The 1376-nt window shown below is 65.0% G+C and carries 1 protein-coding gene; it reads right to left on the bottom strand.

From position 1 onward, the window contains the following. A partial coding sequence (locus AAFP30_RS28765) for an HNH endonuclease (protein WP_419233481.1) occupies positions 1-1184 on the bottom strand: 1184 nt, incomplete at its 3' end. Positions 1185-1376: the final 192 nt, after the last annotated feature.

The raw sequence follows: 1376 nt of genomic DNA, 5'->3' as shown, positions 1-1376 counted from the left end.
CGTGGATCTCTCGAGGCGGGCGGGATGAGCCAGGGGTGCCCATCAGCACCCATGATGATGTCCCACCCGAGGTGGTGGACGTCGGCGTGACACGACGGGCAGAGGAGGCATCCGTTGTCGAGGTCGGTCGGACCTCCCTCACTCCAGAACAGCCGATGATGCGCGTGGCCCCAGCGGGCGGGTGCCCCGCACTTGATGCAGCACTGGTCGCGGATGATGATCGCCTTGCGGATGTGGGTGGGGAAGTACCGGGTTTCGTGCCCCATCTTCAGCGGCACCGTGTTTCCGTCCACGAGTAACGCGGTGATCCCCGCATCACAGGCCAACAATGCGGCAGTGGCCGCGGTGACCGGCCCGTTCGACTGCAGATACGACATGTTCGGATCGGCCGCGGGCATCATCAGATTCACATGATTGTTCGGCCGCGTGACAAAGGGGCCGGTGGTCGCGGCGGCCGCATCCAGGATCTGATCGAGCGCGTCACTCTGGCGCCGCGCCGTGCTGCGCGCGTCTTCGGATCCGTCCGGCTCGGATCGCTTCTTCGATAGGGAGCTGATGGCGCCCATCAGTTTCTCCCCGGTCACGATGTCCACGTCCCCCCGAATGCGCACGCGGCCGTCGACCTTGATCAACGTGAGTTCGTTGAGGGTGTGGTCCTCGGCCGCCGGCAGCCCACCGGTCTCGGCCGCGTACTCGTTGCCCAGCGCCCGGGCCTTATCCGTGATCTCGGTGGGGGTGGCGCCGGAGGCGGCTTGGGCGATCAGCGCGGATTCCACGTCTCGCTTCTCCTCGTCGCACAATCCGTCCAGCGCCCGACGCTCGACGTGGCCCAGTCCGGCGACGATGGCGTCGAGATGTTCGATCGGGAACACCCCGTCTTCGGCGTAGCCGGGGAGCAACTGCATGGCCGGGAGTCCGCGGCCGATGCGGAGGACTCGGTCGGCCACCGAGGGTGCCAATCCCATCTCGATGAGCAAGGGTTTGATCTTGCCGCCGGATTGGGTGGCCACCCCGAGGCGGTCCATCTCTGCGGCACACACGCTCAGCAGGTGTCCGAGGGTGTTGGACAGGTCGATGATCGTGCGGGTGGTGTCGAAGGCTTGACGTCGGGTCAGCCCGGTGACGGTGAGGTCTCGGGCGGTGGCGAGGAGGTCGGCGGGCGTGGGAGCGGTGGTGGAGGGCATACCTCAATTGTACTCGCACACACGTTCGAGTCAATGGAATTGAATCATCAAAATCGACTGTGCACGAATACTTTTCGTGTGCCGAAGGATGCGCAACCGGTCAGTGTATCGCGGGCCTCCGACAAGTTCGGATGGCTCCGATCGGGCACCTGTGGGCGATCGGAATTGTCGGTGGCGAGCGTTATGGTTTGT

Origin of the sequence: Gordonia sp. CPCC 205515 (assembly GCF_048537925.1) — a bacterium.
GTDB lineage: Bacteria > Actinomycetota > Actinomycetes > Mycobacteriales > Mycobacteriaceae > Gordonia.
This window is presented reverse-complemented; position numbering and strand designations above follow the sequence as displayed.